We start from the raw sequence: 18,739 nt of genomic DNA, 5'->3' as shown, positions 1-18,739 counted from the left end.
GAGGAAATAGATTAGTAGAAGAGGGAGAGGGGCTACAATGAGTAATTCTAGCATCATCGTTGTCGGAGGCGGCTTAGCTGGTCTCATGGCAACTATTAAAGCAGCAGAAGCGGGAACAGCTGTTAAACTATTTTCAATCGTACCTGTAAAACGTTCGCATTCTGTATGTGCACAGGGCGGAATCAACGGAGCGGTGAATACAAAAGGTGAAGGGGATTCACCTTATGAGCATTTTGACGACACGGTGTATGGCGGAGACTTCTTAGCCAACCAGCCGCCAGTTAAGGCAATGTGTGAAGCAGCGCCGTCCATTATCCATTTACTTGATCGGATGGGTGTGATGTTTAACAGAACACCAGAGGGATTATTGGACTTCCGCCGCTTCGGGGGAACACAGCACCACCGTACAGCATTTGCTGGAGCTACAACAGGCCAGCAGCTATTATATGCACTTGATGAGCAGGTTCGCCGCTATGAAGTAGCAGGACTTGTCACGAAATATGAAGGCTGGGAATTCCTTGGCGCTGTGTTAGATGACGAGGAAGTATGCCGAGGCATTGTCGCGCAGAACTTAACAACAATGGAAATTGAATCTTTCCGTTCAGATGCAGTGATCATGGCAACAGGCGGTCCTGGAATCGTGTTCGGAAAATCAACGAACTCCATGATTAACACTGGATCTGCTGCATCTATCGTCTATCAGCAAGGGGCTCATTACGCAAATGGAGAATTCATTCAAATTCACCCAACAGCGATCCCTGGAGATGACAAGCTTCGTCTCATGAGTGAATCGGCTCGTGGTGAAGGCGGACGTGTTTGGACATATAAAGACGGGAAGCCTTGGTACTTCCTGGAAGAAAAATATCCAGCATACGGAAACCTTGTACCGCGTGATATCGCAACACGTGAGATCTTTGACGTATGTGTCGAGCAAAAGCTTGGCATCAACGGAGAGAACATGGTATATCTCGATCTTTCTCATAAAGATCCAAAAGAACTTGATATTAAACTTGGCGGCATCATTGAAATCTATGAAAAATTCATGGGTGATGACCCGCGTAAGCTTCCAATGAAAATTTTCCCTGCTGTTCATTACTCAATGGGCGGATTATGGGTTGATTATGATCAAATGACGAATATCAAAGGCCTATTTGCTGCCGGAGAATGTGATTACTCTATGCACGGCGGAAACAGACTTGGTGCAAACTCACTGCTTTCAGCCATTTACGGCGGAATGGTCGCTGGACCAAATGCTGTGAAGTACATTAGCGGTCTTGAAAAGTCTGCGGAAGACCTATCTTCTGCAACATTTGACAGCGCCGTGAAGAAAGAGCAGGAGAAATGGGACAACATCCTTGGCATGGACGGAACAGAAAATGCGTACGTGCTTCATAAAGAGCTTGGAGAATGGATGACGGATAACGTCACAGTTGTTCGTTACAATGACAAACTCTTAAAAACAGATCAGAAAATCGAAGAACTAATGGAGCGCTACAAGCAGATCAACATCAACGATACAGCTTCATGGAGCAACCAAGGCGCTGCCTTCACACGTCAGCTTGACAACATGCTTCAGCTGGCAAGAGTCATTACGATCGGGGCTTACAACCGGAATGAGAGCCGAGGCGCACACTACAAACCGGACTTCCCAGAGAGAAACGATGAAGAGTTCCTAAAAACAACGATGGCTACGTTCAAAGGAAAAAATCAAAAGCCTGCATTCCACTATGAGGACGTCGATGTATCGTTAATTGCACCTCGTAAACGAGATTACTCGAAGAAAAAGGTGGAGAAATAAGATGAGTGAAAAAAACACGATTCAATTCATAATCACACGTCAAGATACAGCAGATGGAAAGCCTTATGATGAAGAATTCGAAATCCCTTACCGCCCAAATATGAACGTCATTTCCGCACTCATGGAAATTAGACGGAACCCGGTCAATAAACAAGGGAAAAAAACAACGGCGATCAACTGGGATATGAACTGTCTTGAAGAGGTGTGCGGAGCTTGTTCTATGGTCATTAATGGAAAGCCGCGCCAATCATGTACAGCCTTGATTGACAAGTTAGACCAGCCGATTCGTCTTCAGCCGATGAAGACATTCCCGGTTGTGAGAGATTTGCAGGTTGATAGAAGCCGGATGTTCAATTCCTTGAAAAAGGTGAAAGCATGGGTACCGATCGATGGCACGTATGACCTTGGTCCTGGACCAAGAATGCCTGAGAAAAAACGTCAATGGGCTTATGAGCTTTCGAAATGTATGACATGTGGTGTCTGCCTTGAAGCTTGTCCAAACGTGAATGATAAATCTTCCTTTATGGGACCTGCACCGCTTTCGCAAGTTCGTTTATTTAACGCACATCCGACAGGTGCGATGAATAAGTCTGACCGTCTAGAAGAAATTATGGGGGACGGTGGTCTTGCGAACTGCGGGAACTCCCAAAACTGTGTGCAGTCTTGTCCGAAAGGAATCCCGCTGACAACGTCAATTGCTGCACTTAACCGAGATACAACTTTACAAGCATTCCGTAACTTCTTCGGAAGCGATCACGCAGAATAACATCACATTCAGTCCTCTTTGCCAATCATGATGAGTGTTTAAGAGGCTGGATGCAATATTGAAACAAACGCCTCTTCCAATACGGGAGAGGCGTTTTGTTTCCAAATAAGGAGATGATCAAGTGAGATTGCCGTCATATATTGAAGCACCGTTTGAAGAGTGGAGGGCATCCTTTCGATTTTATGTCGAAACGACCGTTCGGTTTTCAGAAACGGATATGTTTGGCCACATGAACAATGTTACCCCTTTTGTGTATTTTGAAGAGGCGCGCATTGCCTTTTTTCAAAAAACAGGAATTGTTGATAAACGGATGAAACGTGTGCGAGAAACCATGACAGTCGTCGCTAACCTGCAATGTGATTACATCAAGCAGGTAGAGATTGGAGAGAGGCTTCGAGTGTATGTTAAGCCTGAGAAGGTCGGCTCAAGCTCACTCATTCTTCATTATTTAGGAGAAAATGAACAGCAGGAGCCATGCTTTACAGGCTCAGTCACCATGGTGCAGATTAGTAAAGACACAGGCACATCTGTCCCATTTACTGAAGAAGAAAAAGAGACATTTAGGGCGCAGAGAAAAGAGTAGCATGCTACCTCATCAACGTGCACGCTCCATTTTGTTATAATAAAAGCACCATATCAAGAAGAAACAAGAGGAGAACATATGAAGATTTTTCAATATGACACCATTGATAGTACAAATAATGAAGCGAAAAGGCTCATGCAGCAAGGAGAAAAGCCCTCATTTGCTGTCTATGCACGCCAGCAGACAGAAGGAAGAGGCAGACTCGGCAGGCCGTGGGAAACACCTTTAGGGAATGTGGCAGTGACCATGACAGTCATGCCGCCAGAAGAACTCTCCACCCAGTCAACGATCGCCCCGCTAACAGCGCTAGCAATCTATGATGTGCTGAAACCACTCATAAGAGCGGACGATCAGCTGGCGATCAAATGGCCGAATGATATCCTCATTAATGAAGCAAAGGTATCCGGCACATTAATTGAAGCAGATCGCAGCGCCATTTATATCGGTGTCGGCATCAATGTAGAGACGAAGCCGGAGCATGTCCCGTACAAAACCATTTGCTTATCAGAGCTGACAGAGGTGAAAGGCGATCAGCTAGTGAAAAACCTGGCAGCGGCTTTTAAAAAATACCATACACGCTGGCAGAATGAAGGGTTTGAAGCACTCACTGCCCTTTATAATAAACGGTTATATCGTCTTAACAAGCCGCTTCGCATTTCGTTAGATCGTGAAAAACAAACATGGGAAGAAGGCATTTGCTGCGGCGTTAACCGCTTTGGTCATCTTCAGCTAAAAGATGATAAAGGACAGATCAAAGCTCATTCTGCCGGAGATATTGATGCCCCGCTTCAGCATTAAAAAAAGCAGACGATGTTCTCGTCTGCTTTAGGCTTCTCTTTTAATATGAGGCTGCACAATATAATCTTGTTTCGTAAAGACAACCCCGTCTAGAATTTCTCTTGCAGTTCGAATGACTTTGACTCTATTTTGGGACACGTCAATGTCCGTTTGCATTATCCCGGCAGGATGCCCAATTCGAAGCGTATCATGTTGTCCATTATAAAGCTGTGCAGGAAGCGTATGTTCCATAAAACAGCTGGCTGACACGCAGACAGAACCGGTAATGGCAAGCGCTTGGTGTGGTCTTTGCATCGATAACATGCGTACGATGATATCCATATCGGCTGCTCGTCTCATCACTCCGGTTGTATCCACATAATCAGCAGGCTCGCTAATGATCGCAAGCTTCGGAACGGCTGGTGATTGTAATGTCGCCATGTCTTTGGGTGCAAAGTGACACATTTCAGCAGCGATGGAACGAATCTCTTCTAAATCATTCAGTAATGCGTCTGTAAACTCCTCAGGTAATTCGGTTCCTTTTAAATGAAGATCCTTCGCACGGACAAAGGCAATGGGATTTGCGATGTCAACGATCGAGATCGGAATCTCTCCGAATTTTGTCTGAATCGTATCCATGCGGTTCCCTGTCGGAAAGGTTTTACCAGTCACAGCGCCTTCAGGTTTTTCAAAGGATAGATAGATGGGAGATCCTGTCCCTTTTACACCTGGAATTTCTACATCTCCCTCAAATTTCACTTCACCGTTTTCAACCTCAACCTCTGCTACGATGACTTTATTTGTGTTGGTATTGAGGATACGTACAGTCGTAATGGGTTCAACCGCTTGAACAAGTCCTTTAATGATGGCGTATGGTCCAACCGCTGATGAGATATTCCCGCAGTTTCCTTTAAAGTCGACATATCTCTCATTGATGCTGACTTGTGCAAACGTATAGTTCACATCCACATCTGGACGTGTGGCTTTATCGATAATGGCCACTTTGCTTGTTAAAGAATTACCGCCGCCGATTCCATCGACCTGCAGCCGGTCAGGACTGCCCATAATGTCTAGTAGAAATGCCTCGAGCTCATCGTGTTCAAATGGTGAATTGTTTGCTTGAATGAATACCCCTTTGCTTGTACCGCCTCGCATCATTGTGATTGGAACTTTTCTCATTGCTCTCACCCTCAATTTTTTAATGAACTGTTTATCTAATCAAAATGGTAAAGTATAATAAGAAATAAGTTAAATACATTATTTTAAGATGAATCAATAAAATTTTTTTATAACTAGTGAAAAAGGAGGGCACACCATGGATGAGAAAGACTGGCGGTTTCTAAAGGTGCTCTATGAAGAAAAGAACATCACAAAAGCGGCGGAGAAATTATTTGTCTCTCAGCCTGCCTTAAGCTATCGGTTGAAGCAGCTTGAAGAGGAGTTTGATATGAAGCTTTTCTTTAAAAGAAAACGAGGGATTGAATTTACGTCAGAAGGCGAGTACTTGGCTGCATATGCAAATGACATGCTCAAACAGCTTCAGCAAACAAAAGATGGTATGCTCAACATGCAAAAAAAGGTCAAAGGGACAATCCGGTTAGGGGTCTCAAGTAACTTTGCTCAGTATAAGCTCCCAGAAATTTTAAGAGAATTTTCTAAGCAGTATCCACATGTTCAATTCATGGTGAATACAGGCTGGAGTACGAAAGTCATGGATTTATTAGGCACATCAAGTGTTCATTTAGGGATTTTAAGAGGGGATTACGACTGGAATGGAGAGCGGTTTTTGCTTGATAAAGAGCGGCTTTGTATCATTTCAAAATCAGAAATTCAGCTAAAGGACCTTCCGAAGCTGCCGCTCATTGACTATCATACAGATAGTTCATTAAAACGATTGATTAACAGATGGTGGCAGGAAACGTTTGCCATGCCTCCGCTTGTGACGATGGAGACAGATCGCCAGGATACATCAAAAGAGATGGTCAAGCACGGTTTAGGCTATGCCATTGTCCCGGAAATTTGCCTCAGGCCAAGTGATGAGCTATTTGTAAAAGGTCTTTCGTATAAAGATGGACAGCCTGTTTTAAGAGATACATGGCTTATGTACCAGCCTGACTCCCTTCATTTATCTGTTGTGAAAGCATTCATCGAATTTTTAAGAAGCCAGCAAGGCTGATTATAAAAATAATTTATAGAAGATACGAAAAAATCAATATTTTCATTATGAAAAAAGCTATTATATCCTTGAAATAGAAAGCGCTAACATTCAGATCACAAGTGCAAAGGGGCGCTTGCTGATCGTGTAAAGAAGAGGATGGAGGGATATATAGTGCTAGCTATTTTAGGGCTCTTAATGGTCGTGACTTTTACATTTCTTATTATGACAAAACGTATGCATCCGGTGGTGGCGTTAACCGTAGTACCGATCATCTTTGCATTGATTGGTGGGTTTTACAGTGGGTTAGGGGATATGATGCTCGATGGACTCAAAACGGTTGCGCCATCTGCTGCTTTATTGTTATTTGCCATTTTATTCTTCGGTGTCATGCTGGATGCTGGGCTGTTTGATCCACTGATTAAACTCATTTTACGTATTGTGAAAGGGGATCCTGTCAAAATTGCGTTTGGGGTAGCGATTTTGTCTATGCTTGTTGCATTAGATGGTGATGGGACGACAACTTACATGATTACCGTATCCGCTTTGCTGCCGCTTTTCTTAAGAATTGGGATGAACCCGCTGATTTTAGGGACGATTTCATTATTATCATTAGGCATTATGAGCGGTATGACTCCGTGGGGTGGTCCAGCTACTCGAGCAATTGCTGCGCTTGGCTTGGATGCAGCTGAATTTTTTATTCCATTAATTCCAACGATGGTAGCTGGCGGTCTATTCATCCTTTTTACTGCTTATGTGCTTGGGAAAAAAGAGCGGAAGCGAATTGGGGTTGCAGAAATTCAGTACAAAGAAGAGGTCTCGATCTCCCCTGAACTGGCAGCGTCAATCGAAGATGGCGTAGAAGATATAAAGAGACCGAATCTCATTTGGGTGAACTTCTTCTTGACGATTGCGGTGATGGCGACACTTGTTTTAGATATCGTACCGATTCCAGTTCTCTTCTTAATTGGATTTGTCATCGCTCTCATGATCAACTATCCAAAGGTTGAAGATCAGCGCGAGAGAATCTTATCACATGCGGGAAATGCCTTAACGGTCATCACCCTTGTGTTTGCAGCAGGAATTTTCACAGGAATCTTTTCGGGGACAAAAATGGTGGAGTCGATTGCCAACTTGGTGATTTACTTAATTCCGGATTCTTACAGTTCGTTTTTTCCGCTCATTGTGGCTTTAACGAGTATGCCATTTACATTTGTTCTTTCAAATGATGCTTATTATTTCGGGGTGCTGCCAATCTTGGCAGAAGCCGGCGCAGCTTACGGAATTGATCCAGTGGAAATTGCACGCGCCTCTATTATAGGACAGCCTGTTCATCTGCTGAGCCCTCTTGTGGCTTCAACGCTACTTCTTGTCAGTATGCTGAACAAAGATATTGGCGATTTGCAAAAATACGCATTGCTGTGGACCGTGTTAACTGCCCTTTTTACAACGCTTATTGCTTTGTTAACAGGAGCCATTTCTATCTTTTAAATACGTGTATGAAAAGGACGACGTCTCGGGTAGGAGACTCGTCCTTTTTTGTGCGGATAAAACCGTACAAAATGGACGCTCATATGCAGGAATTCTCGATTTTAACGTCACCTACCTCGGGCAGCCGGCATATGATATCTCGACTATACAGAATCCCATTCTATAGAGACTAGAGCTCTCACCTTAGCAAGGAGGGTTACAATACTTGAAGGAGAAAGAGTTTCAATCCAAGCCGCTATTAACCAAAAGAGAAAGAGAAGTATTCGAATTGCTCGTCCAAGATAAAACAACAAAAGAAATTGCAAGCGAGCTTTTTATTAGCGAAAAGACTGTTCGAAATCATATTTCGAATGCCATGCAAAAGCTAGGAGTCAAAGGTCGTTCACAGGCCGTAGTCGAGCTTCTGCGTATGGGTGAGCTAGAGCTCTAAAGTCAGCCGGTTTTCCTTCCACTCTAGGAAGGAACCGGTTATTTCTATATGGTTTCCATGAGTCTCTTCTTGCATTTTCTCTGAAAAACGAGGAAAATAGGAATGTACGTTTTAATCAAAGTGAGATGCTATAGTGAGGTATCAATGAAATGGAAACGAATGAGTTCGACCATGTAGCAGAGATTGAAAAATCATTGCGCCATATTGCTGCAATTATTAAGCAAAAAGGCAGAGAAATCCTGAATCAATATACGATTACACCTCCTCAATTTGTAGGGCTTCAGTGGCTTTATGAATTCGGAGATATGACAATAGGTGAGCTATCACAAAAGATGTATTTGGCTTGCAGTACAACCACCGACTTAATTGATCGAATGGAAAAAAGTGAACTTGTCGAACGAGTAAAAGATCCTTCTGACCGCCGCGTGGTTCGCATTCATTTATTGCCTGAAGGCGAGCGGATCATTCAAGAAGTGATTGTTAAACGCCAAGAATACGTCAGTGAACTTCTAGGGGCTTTCTCAGAAGAAGAAGCCATCGTTTTCAATCAATCCTTAACGAAACTACAGCAGCAAATGAAAAGAAAATGAGGCGATTTTGTTGGATCAACCAATCGGCGTCATTGATTCCGGCGTCGGCGGTTTAACCGTTGCAAAGGAAATCATGAGACAACTGCCAAAAGAAAAAATCATTTACGTAGGCGATACAAAACGGTGCCCGTATGGCCCTCGGAAAGAAGAAGAGGTTCTTCAATATACTTGGGAAATGGCACACTACTTATTAAGACATCATCATATTAAAATGCTCGTCATCGCATGCAACACAGCGACGGCGATCGCACTAGATGAAATCAAAGGAACGCTTGATATTCCGGTCATTGGCGTGATTCAGCCCGGCGCCCGCACAGCCATCAAGGTGACAAACAATCAGCAGATTGGTGTCATTGGTACAGCCAATACGATCAAAAGCGAGGCATACAAAGAAGCTTTGCTATCCCTAAAAGCAGGACTAGCGGTTCAAAGTCTGGCATGTCCGTTGCTTGTTCCCTTTGTGGAAAGCGGGACGTTTTTAGATCAGACAGCAGATGAAGTGGTGAAAGATTCCCTTGAACCGATGAAAGAAACAGGAATTGATACACTCATTCTTGGCTGTACACACTATCCAATTTTAAAAGAGTCGATTCAGCGCTTTATGGGCAGTGATGTGAGCATCATTTCATCAGGGGACGAGACAGCGAGAGAAGCAAGTACGATTCTTTCCTATAAAGGGCTGTTAAATACCTCTAAAGAAGCGCCTGTTCATACATTTTATACAACAGGGCAGCAGCAAAATTTTGAAAACATCGCTCGTGACTGGTTTGGCTACCTGCCAGGGAAGGTCGAAACCGTATCACTCGAACACGTCTATCAGCAATAACCCCCTTCTATTTGAAGTGGGTTATTTTTTTATGAAAAGGGTCTAATCCGCAGGAGGAGCTCGTATACATAGTAGTACAAACTACTAGAGGAGGGTGAAGTATGCTGAAAAAAGGATCTACAGCAGCTGTGACGTGTATCGCGTCAGCCATGCTTTTGTCAGGATGCGGATTGTTTCAAACAGACCAAGCGAAAACAGAGATTGACCCGCCACAAAACGTCACATATGTGAAAGAAAATAAAGAAGAGAAACAAACAGCGAAAGAAGGAAAAGAAGAGAAGAAGGCAGATACAGTCATGAGAGAATTATATTTAATTGATAAAAACGGGTATGTCGTTTCTCAATCCATTCCACTGCCGAAAAATGAGGGGAGTGCCAAACAAACCTTAGAATACCTCGTGGACGGAGGACCGATTTCTAACCTCATGCCAAATGGATTCCGGGCTGTTTTGCCGGCCGACACGAGTGTATCTGTCGACATTAAAGACGGAACGGCCGTAGTAGATTTTTCAAATGAATTCAAAAACTATAAAAAAGAAGACGAACAGCGCATCCTGCAATCGGTCACTTGGACGTTAACGCAGTTTGATTCTGTCGCCAAAGTCAAATTGAAAATGAATGGTCATGAACTAAAAGAAATGCCTGTGAACGGCACACCGATTTCAGATGATTTAAGCAGAGAAGACGGTATTAATATTCAGCACGAGGCTGCCGCTGATATGACATCGACAAAGCCAGTGACAGTTTATTACTTAGCTGAATCTGATGAACAGACGTACTATGTTCCTGTGACCAAAAGGGCGCCAAAAGATGAGGATGATCAAATTACAGCAGCCATTGATGAACTCGTCTCTGGACCAAGCAAAAAAAGCCATTTGCTCACAGACTTTGATCAAGATGTAAAGCTGAATGATATCCCGAAAGTAAAAGACGGACATGTGACACTTGATTTCAACGAATCCATTTTCGGCAGCGCAGATGAAAAGAAAAAGGTGATTTCACAAAAAGTTCTTGATAGCATCGTGCTCACATTAACAGAGCTGCCGGACGTCAAAAGCGTATCCGTTAAGGTAAACGGCAAGGCTGAGCTTGTGAACGAAAAAGGAGCAGAGCTGACAAAGCCGGTTTCAAGACCAGAACAAGTGAATACAGGTAGTTTTTAACGGCACACATTGATATAATGGAGAAAAAGAGGCATGCATATTCGCTGCCTCTTTTTTATTCCAAGCGATTAGAACGAGCCGAGGTTGTCAAAGTTAGTAGGAGAACCCCGCTGGCATCCGCGCGGAATGTATATTGTAACGGAGGTAAATCATGAGATTAGATGAAAGACACTATGACGAATTAAGAAAAATTGAAATAGAGGCAGGCTACATTACGCATCCAGAAGGCTCTGTCTTAATCTCAGCGGGCAATACGAAGGTGATTTGTAACGCATCCATCGAAGACCGCGTACCTCCTTTTTTAAGAGGACAAGGAAAAGGCTGGATTACAGCAGAATATAGCATGCTTCCAAGAGCAACCGCTCAAAGAACCATTAGAGAATCATCTAAAGGAAAAGTGACAGGACGTACAATGGAAATTCAGCGATTAATTGGACGAGCACTCCGTGCAGTCGTTGATTTAGAAAAACTTGGCGAACGCACGATTTGGATTGACTGTGATGTCATTCAAGCAGACGGGGGCACACGCACAGCATCTATTACCGGTGCTTTTGTCGCCATGACGCTTGCGATTCAAAAGCTTCGAGCAGAAGGTGTCATCAAACAAAACCCGATCACTGATTATTTAGCGGCGATATCCGTCGGAATTGATTCTCAGCAAGGTCTTCTGTTAGATTTAAATTATGAAGAAGATTCTTCAGCTGAAGTAGATATGAATGTCATCATGACAGGCGCTGGACGCTTTGTTGAACTTCAAGGCACAGGCGAAGAAGCGACATTCTCAAGAGAACAGCTAAACGGACTACTTGATTTAGCCGAAAAGGGCATCAAAGAATTAATCGAAAAGCAAAAAGCAGTGACAGGAGAAGTCATCGAATAAAGAGAAGGGTTTGATCAGGATGAAAACAGCCATCATTGCAACGCACAATGCGGGTAAAGCGAAAGAATTCAAAGCCATTCTTGAGCCAAAAGGATTCACGGTCAAAACACTAGCAGACATCGGCTTTACTGAAGAGATTGAAGAAACAGGACAAACCTTCGAAGAAAATGCCATTATCAAAGCCGAGGCGATTCAAGCCAAAGCAGGTGAAATGGTCATTGCAGACGATTCCGGTTTGTCGATTGACTATCTTGGCGGAAAACCTGGCGTATATTCAGCGAGATACGCTGGTGAACATAAAAACGATGCTGAGAATGTAGAAAAAGTGCTGAGCGAGCTTCAAGGCATTGAAAAAGAAGACCGTACAGCTAGATTCAGATGTGCCCTTGCTGTCAGCATACCGGGTAAAGAAACAAAGACGGTAGAAGGATCAGTAGAAGGTTTCATCGCAGAGGAACCAATCGGCGAAAACGGCTTCGGATACGACCCAATTTTCATCGTCAAAGACAAAGATCAGACGATGGCCGAGTTATCACCAGAGGAGAAAAACAAGATTAGCCATCGAGCGGTCGCGCTTCAAAAGCTTTCATCACTGCTAGACGCAAATGAATAAGGGGGAATGAAGCCATGAAGATACTCATCATTAGTGACAGTCATGGACTCACAGACGAACTTCAAACCATTGCCAAACGGCATGCGGCTGAAGTCGACATGATGATTCACTGCGGAGATTCAGAACTCGACACGAACCACCCAGCTCTCGAAGGATACAAGGTCGTCAAAGGAAATTGTGACTTTATGGGCGATTTTGAAGAAGAGCTCCTGCTTTCACTTGATGGAGGCGGAAAACTATTTCTCACTCACGGACATCTGCATGGCATCAAACAATCCTTGCTTCAAGTCTACTACCGTGCAGAAGAGCTAGGCGCAGACATCATCTGCTTTGGCCACTCGCACATCCCAGGCAGTGAGCTGCTAAGAGGAAAACTGCTCATTAACCCAGGCAGCGTGCACCTGCCAAGAGTGCGTAAAGAGCGCAGCTACGCTATACTGACACTAGATGGAAGCGAAGCGAACGTACAGTTTTTCACAGACGAAGGTCAAGCCATACAAGACCTCGAAAACACTGTCACATTGGAAGGTATTTCATAAGGGTGCAGCATTTGCCCCTTATGAAAAAACTTTCGAAAAACCGTTGACTTTAAAGAACAATAGTAATATAATAAATCTTGTCGGTGAGGTACTCACCAAAAAAACACTACATAACAACATGTCCCAGTAGCTCAGCTGGATAGAGCAACGCCCTTCTAAGGCGTCGGTCGGGAGTTCGAATCTCTCCTGGGACGTACTAATGTAAAAGCTTGAAATCCTTGATATGAAAGGATTTCAGGCTTTTTTGTTTCTTGGAATATAAGTTCGTTTATCGCTTCAAATTAGGGTTTTGGGAGCGAATTTGTTTTTAAGTATTTCCGTCCTATTTTTGTATCAAAGAAGCTATCAAGATGGGTGGCTGATTTCTGATTAGCTTCTTCAATGACTATGAACGTAAATGGCTCAAAATCAAAAATGTATAAATTGAAAATGGGCTTATATGTAGGGTTGCTACTAAATATATTGAGGTAAAGCAAAAACAAACGAAAAGCCCTTCCAATTTGGAGGGGCTTCTCAATATTCTTCATCACTGCCCAAATCCCATATTTTCTGACCGTCTGCTAAATATACTGCATTTGGTGGCTCTTTATAAAGAGATATTTCTACTAATGAGCTTTTTCCTGTACTAATCCAATCATATATACTGCTTTCATTATGAGTAGGCTGGGTCAAAACTTCTATTACCCTAAAAGCAACAGCATAGTATTCTGTATAATTTACATCATCGTCCTCTAAACCATTATCTGATTCATAGAGTGTGTCTGGTTTACCAACGATCTTTAATCCATTTTTCCAAACTAATATAAGTTCTTTCCCTCCATTTTCATCTAATGTTTTTATTAAAGAGTTATATTCCATAGTTAATCATCCTTTTCATTCATTCTAATGGTTTTGAAGGGACTATATGAGCACCGTTTTTTGAATAATGGATAGTACCTCTTGTAGTCTCTATATATTTCCCGGTTTTTAAGTCATAGGTCTGTCCTATTTTTTGACCGAAATTGACAACTTCCCTTCCATTTACCATCATTTCTCCTTTACCAGCATATTTATCAAGCAATTCTTGTGCTTTTTTATTGTCACCGTAAAAGATGCTTTTTTTCTTTCCATTAGCTAGCTCCTGTTTATAGTTAGGTGCATCAGGAATATGTTTCTCTTGAGCTCCTGGTTTTACCTTTGCAGGGAAACCATTTACTTCACGATACGGACCTTTTGGTACGGAGTGTTTGCCGAAGGAAGGTGTTTTGACAATCTTCTTGGCTACTTTCTCTCCTTTCATTATTTTAAAAACGTATTTTCCAACTTTAGCGATTTTAGCTCCTGGTATCATGTACAAGCTTGATACTAGACGGTCCATGTCAGCGACTTTATCACCTGTTACAGGATCTCTCCCTGTGATGACTCGAATTGCATCATTTATTCCTGTAAATTCAACCGCCGTATTTAAGATGTTTGAGGTTTGTTCACCCGTTTTCACATCAGAAATCTTTGTGATGCTTTCAATATTCACTTTGTTTTGATCCGATACTCGTAACCGATACAGCATTCCATCTCGAATAACTTCAACTGTTTTGGCATTTGCGAAGTCAATCTTTTCATTTGTATTATATACTTTTCCATTTACGATCACGGCGTTTTGATTGATTTTATTAGATGGTTTCTTCTTCACAACCGTATCCACATTCGATCGCTCTTTTTCATTCAGCTTCTTGAGCATGATCATCATTGGGTTTTCTTTAGGGTTGTCTATTTTTTCATTCAATCCGTTGATAGTGCTCTTGATTTTTTCTTCTTTTCCATCTTTGAAAATAGAGCCCTTTTGATAACTGGTCATCTCAATTTTCGGGCCAGTGAACATCGTGCTTAAAGTGTCTATGTATTGCTTCATTGTGTGAAGGGAACTTTTTGTTTCATTTAGAGCACTTGTTTGTCCTCTGTCAAATGCATGAAGTAGTCCAATGGTTTTGGACGTCTCAAGCCATGCTTTTTGATAGCTTTGTTGGAAAGTAGATTCGTCTACATGAGGCAAATGCACAATATGGTTTACTCTGCCAACGGCTTGATTCACATCTGATACGATATCAGAAATGGCCCGTTCGGCTTTTTTTAACCCTTGGTCAAGCTCGTGTTCAATTAATGATTGAGAGATAAAACCATTCGGGTTTGATTCAAAAGCATGAAGTGCCTGTTTTGTCTTTTTTAGCGCACCACTGTATTCTTCGATAATGATCTGAAAGAATTGCAAAAAGGGAATGTGACACTCCAAATAAAAAGCTTTTATCGCTTGTCCAGCTTCTCCCTTTAATGCGCCATCCAAGGAGATGATTTGATTGATTTGTTTTTCTAGGGACTTAACATTCTGTGATTGCTGCTTCAACTTGTTCAGCGTTTGATCAATTCCATTCTTCAACTCAAAGACGTCAAGGGTTTTCATTCCATTCTCCTTTAATTTCTCTACTCATTTACTTCCCTCTTTTTAATTCCAGTTGTTTTTGCTTTAATGTAGAAATTTGAGAGGGTTCACATAAAGAAAGGGAGCTGCATAAACGACAGCTTCCTAGATGAAGAGTTTAACTATTCTTTTTTCTGTAGTCTTTCACTAAGCTTGAAACCACTAAACCCATAACACTAAAAGCCACAATATAAAATAAAACATTTGTTACAGGTGTATCAATTTTCCCTAAGATCATCACAAGGGCGATAATAGCGCCGGGTAAAGTAATTAATAACATTTTGGATGGTTTGCTTTGCTGTGTCACTGAATGACCTCCTGATTGATCCATTATCTAGATATTTTAGTTAATTTTAGCATATAGAGATTATACGAACAATATAAGGGAGGGGAGAAACCCACTTATAGAGCGAAACAAAGGAAACCCACTTCTGCTTGTGGTCGAAATCAATCTAGACTTGCGTATATCTGATTTTGTGGAAATTATTTCAATAGAACCTTTTGTGTAATAAAATGTATATATGATGTATACAAAGGGGTGAGATGGCGGTGAAGCACTTTTTAACGGCAATCGTAGTGGCTATCATTGTGGGGTTCATTGTTTATGTTGCAGATGATCGTTTAAGTATGTTTCCGTTGATGCTGATTTTAGCGGTTGCGATCTATATCGTAAGCGGGATTAGCGAAACATTAATAAAAAAATATTCCAAAGAAAATAGATAATAACACAGCCCCTCCATTGGAAGGGCGTTTTTTAATGAACCTTCCATTTATTTTTAACTAATGAAAAAGACATCGCAAAGGGATAAATGTTCAAAAGAGAGAATATTCATTTTCCAACTAAAAAAATTAAAGTGTATAGTAGAAGGAGAACCCTTTGATAGAACTGTTTGGAGAAAAGTTATGAGGATACAAGAAGCTGGTTAGCCACGCGCTTTCAGGAGAAAGTTGATTTAGCGATCTTTTCTACTCGTTTTGGTGATGGCGTATACCCAACCTTTTGGGGGATGGACGAGAATGGAGATGAAACTTGTCTCGTTACAGATTTTTTATTGACGGATTAAATGGGGAAAAAGCACATAATCCCAAACGCCCTAGAAAAACATTGAAAGGAATGGTCACTTGTACAACATCAATCCAACAAACCTACTATATGAAAATGGAGAGAAATCAAGCAGCTCAGAAGGTGATCAATTATTCGCCAAACAGTTAGGCTATACCGAGATCACGAGCGGTCATATCGTTGCCTGCGATCCTTTTGTTTCAGAAGGGGACCAATCGTTTACGAGGAAGGTTGCTCTAGGAAAATATCCTATTCTACTTATAGTTAAGCGGTTGCAAAGCGGTGACGAACGCGTTGCCTATGCAATGATCAAGTTCACAAACGAGCAAGCAACAGAATGGGAGCTTGCCACAAGAGCAGGGCAAGAACTCAATCAATTTAAAGAAGACGAGTTCTTCGGCTACGGTGTAAATACGGGAATGGGTTGTATCATGGATGCGGAAGCAGCACTATATCTTCAAGCTTATGAGGATAAGCGATATAAAGAGGATAATGATTTCTATCTTTATGAAGAATTTGCAGAAGCGCTTGAGCAAAACTACAAGCACACATGGGACTGGCTCGTCGCCCGTTTTCATGACAAGGTGGACATTGCCATGTTTACAACAGGTTTCGGCGATGGGATGTATCCAACCTTTTGGGGGCTGGATGAAAGCGGAGAACCCGCTTGCTTAGTGACAGACTTTCTAATAATGAATTGATTCAAAACCCATGAAACTATGGGTTTTTTATTGTTTCTGATTATAGTGTATTCATAGAAATCGTGAAGAAGATAGAGTTTAAATGAAGAAAATCTGATTAAAAGAATAAACAGATGAACATACAGGGGTTAGTGAAATGATATTATAGTGTTAATTTATTAAAAATATAGCAAAAGTATGAAGAAAGTCATAAAAAAACCGATAAATGTTGGGTACACAATTTTAAGGAGTGATTTTTTTGAAGAAATTAGGATTAATATTCTTCTTATTTATCTCGTCATTAATTTATCCGTTACATTCAGTAAAAGCGGACACAGTAGAATGGAAAGAACAAGCAGATTTGCCAGAGGCACGTGTTGGTGCTAGTAGTGGAGTAGTTGACGGCAAAATATATGTCATAGGTGGTCAGGGACCAACTCAACGACAAGGTGCAGATCAAACTTTTGTTTATGATCCGGAGAAAAATGAATGGTCAAGTAAAACATCAATGCCAACTCCTAGATATGGGGCGGCTACGGCGATTCTAAATGACCAAATATATGTTATAGGTGGAATGTCTACAGATGGAGTAGTAAAGACAGTTGAAGTTTATAATACTAAAAATGATTCGTGGGAAAAGCTTGAAGATATTCCGTTGGAAACAAAAGTCTCACCATATAGAATATATGCGAGCAGTGTAAAAGGGAAAATTTTAGTTGTGACAAAAGAAGGTAACTATCAAATGAAAACATACAGCTATGACCCCGATACGAAAAAATGGGAAAAGAAAAGTTCTTTAGATTATATTGTGACTGCCGGAACGTTAAATGAGATAGATGGTAAGTTATATTTATCTGGAGGGACAGAGGCTTTAAATAAAATGATCGGTGAATACGACCCTGACACAGATAGGTGGACTAAAAAGCAAGGTGGTTGGTCAGCGGGGTATTATGCGACAGCTGTTTACAATAATAAAGTTTTACTTACAGGTGGCACTGCTAGATTATCGGTACATGATGTAATGTTAGGAACAAGGTATAGCGTTCAAACACCTAAAACCTTTTATAGAAAGGGACACTCCGCTGCTATTGTCAATGATAATCTTTATATCATTGGGGGAGAAGAAAACACAAATGGTGATATGCCTAGTGCAAGAGAAAAATTTAAATCTGTCATATCACTTTCTCTAAAAGACGCATTACCTCAAGAAAGCAACACAGAACCACCCGGTGACAAAGACCCAGAACCAACCACACCACCAAAAGACGGTGCAACCGATGAAGACGGAGATGCCCTCCTCATCATCACAATGGTCAATGGTTTGCAAAAAGAGTATGACCTCTCCATGAAAGAAGTCAACGCTTTCCTATCCTGGTACAAAAAGCGTGATGCCGGAGAAGGACCAGGGTTTTATGAGATTGACGAGCATGACAACAACAAAGGTCCCTTTGAAAGTAAAAAGGATTATGTGGTGTTCAAAAATATTCTCATGTTCGAAGTCAATAAATATAAGAAGTAATTAAAATCAAAGCCAGCTAGGTAAACTAGGTGGCTTTTGTGTTTATTCGACAGCTTTCAGCAATTTTAAGGCAAATTTAAGCTCGGATTTTATTTCAAATGTATTAAATCTTTGTTACAATAAGACAGCTTTGCGCAAAAGAGACGTTCCAAGGTTCGACATCTTTTTTCATGATTTCTTAAAATTTTTATGTTTTGATATGAAACTCTTTTAATGATTCATGCGTCTCTATAAGTGTCAAAAGAAAAGAGGTTATCAATATGCTATTCAAAAAGCTATCAGAAAATAAGTCTGTAAAATGGATAGGATATACGAGCTTTTACTTACTTATTTTGCTATTATTGTTCTTTATTTACGGATTCCACACAGCTAATACGGGATCATTCATTTACAACGATTTTTAATTGGAGATTA

General features: G+C 41.5%; 22 protein-coding genes and 1 tRNA gene. 19 read left to right on the top strand and 4 right to left on the bottom strand.

All coding sequences use genetic code 11. The features are described 5' to 3' along the window. Positions 1-37 precede the first annotated feature (37 nt). From sdhA to MHH41_RS12710, 4 genes are all read left to right on the top strand, one after another. Positions 38-1,798 (top strand): succinate dehydrogenase flavoprotein subunit, encoded by a 1,761-nt coding sequence (sdhA, locus tag MHH41_RS12725; protein ID WP_003216403.1) that lies wholly within the window; start codon positions 38-40, stop codon positions 1,796-1,798. Position 1,799: 1 nt separating this feature from the next. Next, on the top strand, positions 1,800-2,564 hold the full coding sequence (gene sdhB, locus MHH41_RS12720; RefSeq protein ID WP_003216443.1) for a succinate dehydrogenase iron-sulfur subunit: 765 nt from the start codon (positions 1,800-1,802) through the stop codon (positions 2,562-2,564). Positions 2,565-2,685: 121 nt separating this feature from the next. Continuing rightward, positions 2,686-3,147, top strand: a complete 462-nt coding sequence (locus MHH41_RS12715) for an acyl-CoA thioesterase (protein ID WP_106029055.1) — start codon at positions 2,686-2,688, stop codon at positions 3,145-3,147. A 78-nt stretch (positions 3,148-3,225) separates the two neighbouring features. Further along, the gene (locus MHH41_RS12710; RefSeq protein ID WP_335353044.1) at positions 3,226-3,945 is read left to right on the top strand and encodes a biotin--[acetyl-CoA-carboxylase] ligase; all 720 of its coding nucleotides are present in this window, start codon (positions 3,226-3,228) and stop codon (positions 3,943-3,945) included. Positions 3,946-3,972: 27 nt separating this feature from the next. Here the strand turns inward: MHH41_RS12710 and MHH41_RS12705 are convergent, their stop codons facing one another. Then, positions 3,973-5,103 carry a 2-methylaconitate cis-trans isomerase PrpF family protein gene (locus tag MHH41_RS12705; RefSeq protein WP_137055291.1) on the bottom strand — a complete coding sequence of 377 codons (1,131 nt, stop codon included), beginning with the start codon at positions 5,101-5,103 and terminating at the stop codon, positions 3,973-3,975. Between the two features lie 136 nt (positions 5,104-5,239). On the opposite strand from MHH41_RS12705, the gene MHH41_RS12700 reads away from it, so the two are divergent. From MHH41_RS12700 to MHH41_RS12655, 10 genes are all read left to right on the top strand, one after another. Further along, positions 5,240-6,100: a LysR family transcriptional regulator gene (locus MHH41_RS12700; protein ID WP_113387208.1), complete on the top strand. Its 861-nt coding sequence runs from the start codon at positions 5,240-5,242 to the stop codon at positions 6,098-6,100. Positions 6,101-6,253: 153 nt separating this feature from the next. After that, positions 6,254-7,570: a CitMHS family transporter gene (locus MHH41_RS12695; protein WP_113387207.1), complete on the top strand. Its 1,317-nt coding sequence runs from the start codon at positions 6,254-6,256 to the stop codon at positions 7,568-7,570. 205 nt (positions 7,571-7,775) lie between these two features. Beyond that, entirely contained in the window at positions 7,776-8,000 is a 225-nt protein-coding gene (gene gerE / locus MHH41_RS12690; protein WP_003184172.1) for a spore germination transcription factor GerE, read from the top strand. Between the two features lie 149 nt (positions 8,001-8,149). Beyond that, on the top strand, positions 8,150-8,590 hold the full coding sequence (locus MHH41_RS12685; RefSeq protein ID WP_003216546.1) for a MarR family winged helix-turn-helix transcriptional regulator: 441 nt from the start codon (positions 8,150-8,152) through the stop codon (positions 8,588-8,590). Positions 8,591-8,597: 7 nt separating this feature from the next. Continuing rightward, the gene (racE, locus tag MHH41_RS12680; protein WP_095117850.1) at positions 8,598-9,416 is read left to right on the top strand and encodes a glutamate racemase; all 819 of its coding nucleotides are present in this window, start codon (positions 8,598-8,600) and stop codon (positions 9,414-9,416) included. Between the two features lie 101 nt (positions 9,417-9,517). Beyond that, positions 9,518-10,579: a GerMN domain-containing protein gene (locus MHH41_RS12675; RefSeq protein ID WP_212046196.1), complete on the top strand. Its 1,062-nt coding sequence runs from the start codon at positions 9,518-9,520 to the stop codon at positions 10,577-10,579. 151 nt (positions 10,580-10,730) lie between these two features. Then, a complete protein-coding gene (gene rph / locus MHH41_RS12670) occupies positions 10,731-11,459 on the top strand; it encodes a ribonuclease PH (protein WP_003216792.1) in 729 nt (242 codons plus the stop codon). Positions 11,460-11,469: 10 nt separating this feature from the next. After that, on the top strand, positions 11,470-12,072 hold the full coding sequence (locus tag MHH41_RS12665; RefSeq protein WP_181185471.1) for an XTP/dITP diphosphatase: 603 nt from the start codon (positions 11,470-11,472) through the stop codon (positions 12,070-12,072). Positions 12,073-12,086: 14 nt separating this feature from the next. Continuing rightward, positions 12,087-12,611, top strand: coding sequence for a metallophosphoesterase (locus MHH41_RS12660; RefSeq protein ID WP_340866418.1), 525 nt, complete (start codon positions 12,087-12,089; stop codon positions 12,609-12,611). Between the two features lie 120 nt (positions 12,612-12,731). Beyond that, positions 12,732-12,805 (top strand) — tRNA-Arg (locus MHH41_RS12655). A gap of 319 nt (positions 12,806-13,124) precedes the next feature. Here the strand turns inward: MHH41_RS12655 and MHH41_RS12650 are convergent. The 3 genes from MHH41_RS12650 to MHH41_RS12640 all read right to left on the bottom strand — a co-directional run bounded on the left by MHH41_RS12650 (position 13,125) and on the right by MHH41_RS12640 (position 15,370). Beyond that, positions 13,125-13,469, bottom strand: coding sequence for a hypothetical protein (locus tag MHH41_RS12650; RefSeq protein ID WP_340866417.1), 345 nt, complete (start codon positions 13,467-13,469; stop codon positions 13,125-13,127). A gap of 19 nt (positions 13,470-13,488) precedes the next feature. Further along, a complete protein-coding gene (locus MHH41_RS12645; protein ID WP_340866416.1) occupies positions 13,489-15,045 on the bottom strand; it encodes a T7SS effector LXG polymorphic toxin in 1,557 nt (518 codons plus the stop codon). A 136-nt stretch (positions 15,046-15,181) separates the two neighbouring features. Continuing rightward, the gene (locus tag MHH41_RS12640) at positions 15,182-15,370 is read right to left on the bottom strand and encodes a hypothetical protein (protein ID WP_050943628.1); all 189 of its coding nucleotides are present in this window, start codon (positions 15,368-15,370) and stop codon (positions 15,182-15,184) included. A 236-nt stretch (positions 15,371-15,606) separates the two neighbouring features. Between MHH41_RS12640 and MHH41_RS12635 the strand changes: the two genes are divergently transcribed. From MHH41_RS12635 to MHH41_RS12615, 5 genes are all read left to right on the top strand, one after another. After that, entirely contained in the window at positions 15,607-15,786 is a 180-nt protein-coding gene (locus MHH41_RS12635; RefSeq protein ID WP_340866415.1) for a hypothetical protein, read from the top strand. Between the two features lie 167 nt (positions 15,787-15,953). After that, positions 15,954-16,127 carry a DUF4241 domain-containing protein gene (locus tag MHH41_RS12630; protein ID WP_340866414.1) on the top strand — a complete coding sequence of 58 codons (174 nt, stop codon included), beginning with the start codon at positions 15,954-15,956 and terminating at the stop codon, positions 16,125-16,127. A gap of 58 nt (positions 16,128-16,185) precedes the next feature. Then, positions 16,186-16,827 (top strand): DUF4241 domain-containing protein, encoded by a 642-nt coding sequence (locus tag MHH41_RS12625; RefSeq protein WP_340866413.1) that lies wholly within the window; start codon positions 16,186-16,188, stop codon positions 16,825-16,827. A 238-nt stretch (positions 16,828-17,065) separates the two neighbouring features. Next, positions 17,066-18,325: a Kelch repeat-containing protein gene (locus MHH41_RS12620; RefSeq protein ID WP_137054889.1), complete on the top strand. Its 1,260-nt coding sequence runs from the start codon at positions 17,066-17,068 to the stop codon at positions 18,323-18,325. Positions 18,326-18,579: 254 nt separating this feature from the next. Then, entirely contained in the window at positions 18,580-18,729 is a 150-nt protein-coding gene (locus tag MHH41_RS12615) for a teichoic acid D-Ala incorporation-associated protein DltX (protein WP_024427820.1), read from the top strand. The last annotated feature ends 10 nt before the right edge of the window (positions 18,730-18,739 follow it).

The organism is Bacillus sp. FSL K6-1145 (genome assembly GCF_038003425.1).
Lineage (GTDB): Bacteria > Bacillota > Bacilli > Bacillales > Bacillaceae > Bacillus > Bacillus pumilus.
Note: the sequence above shows the minus strand (reverse complement) of the source record. Positions and strands in the feature narration are given on the sequence as shown.

Bases quoted from the DNA above. Each gene is read 5' to 3' on its own strand.
- MHH41_RS12685 (WP_003216546.1), top strand. From the start codon at position 8,150: ATGGAAACGAATGAGTTCGACCATGTAGCAGAGATTGAAAAATCATTG.
- rph (WP_003216792.1), top strand. From the start codon at position 10,731: ATGAGATTAGATGAAAGACACTATGACGAATTAAGAAAAATTGAAATA.
- MHH41_RS12700 (WP_113387208.1), top strand. From the start codon at position 5,240: ATGGATGAGAAAGACTGGCGGTTTCTAAAGGTGCTCTATGAAGAAAAG.
- MHH41_RS12660 (WP_340866418.1), top strand. From the start codon at position 12,087: ATGAAGATACTCATCATTAGTGACAGTCATGGACTCACAGACGAACTT.
- MHH41_RS12635 (WP_340866415.1), top strand. From the start codon at position 15,607: ATGGCGGTGAAGCACTTTTTAACGGCAATCGTAGTGGCTATCATTGTG.
- MHH41_RS12710 (WP_335353044.1), top strand. From the start codon at position 3,226: ATGAAGATTTTTCAATATGACACCATTGATAGTACAAATAATGAAGCG.
- sdhA (WP_003216403.1), top strand. From the start codon at position 38: ATGAGTAATTCTAGCATCATCGTTGTCGGAGGCGGCTTAGCTGGTCTC.
- MHH41_RS12645 (WP_340866416.1), bottom strand. From the start codon at position 15,045: ATGAAAACCCTTGACGTCTTTGAGTTGAAGAATGGAATTGATCAAACG.
- MHH41_RS12650 (WP_340866417.1), bottom strand. From the start codon at position 13,469: ATGGAATATAACTCTTTAATAAAAACATTAGATGAAAATGGAGGGAAA.
- MHH41_RS12675 (WP_212046196.1), top strand. From the start codon at position 9,518: ATGCTGAAAAAAGGATCTACAGCAGCTGTGACGTGTATCGCGTCAGCC.
- MHH41_RS12705 (WP_137055291.1), bottom strand. From the start codon at position 5,103: ATGAGAAAAGTTCCAATCACAATGATGCGAGGCGGTACAAGCAAAGGG.
- sdhB (WP_003216443.1), top strand. From the start codon at position 1,800: ATGAGTGAAAAAAACACGATTCAATTCATAATCACACGTCAAGATACA.